This is a genomic window from Pseudorhodobacter sp. E13 (assembly GCF_003991405.1).
Taxonomy (GTDB): Bacteria; Pseudomonadota; Alphaproteobacteria; order Rhodobacterales; family Rhodobacteraceae; genus Pseudorhodobacter.
Window position 1 is genome coordinate 1 of record NZ_RPEN01000030.1, and the last position, 223, is coordinate 223.

Sequence of the window (223 nt, forward strand, 5' to 3'; positions counted from 1 at the left end):
ATTTGCTTTGCACATCGCCTGCCGGGCAACGGTCGAAAGCTTCTTCAAGTCGCTGAAAGCCGAACTGGTCTGGCGAAGGAACTGGCAGACCCGCCGCGAGGTCGAGATCGCGCTCTTCCCCTCTCATGGTTTGCAAGCAAACCATTGCCGGGCAACGGAATACATCAACGGCTTCTACAACCCACGCCGCAAACACTCAGCCCACGGCTGGAAATCACCCGTG

General features: G+C 57.8%; 1 pseudogene. It reads left to right on the plus strand.

Annotated elements, in window-relative coordinates:
* Nucleotides 1–223 (plus strand): annotated as a pseudogene (locus EGN72_RS00080) (hypothetical protein); the annotation flags it as partial.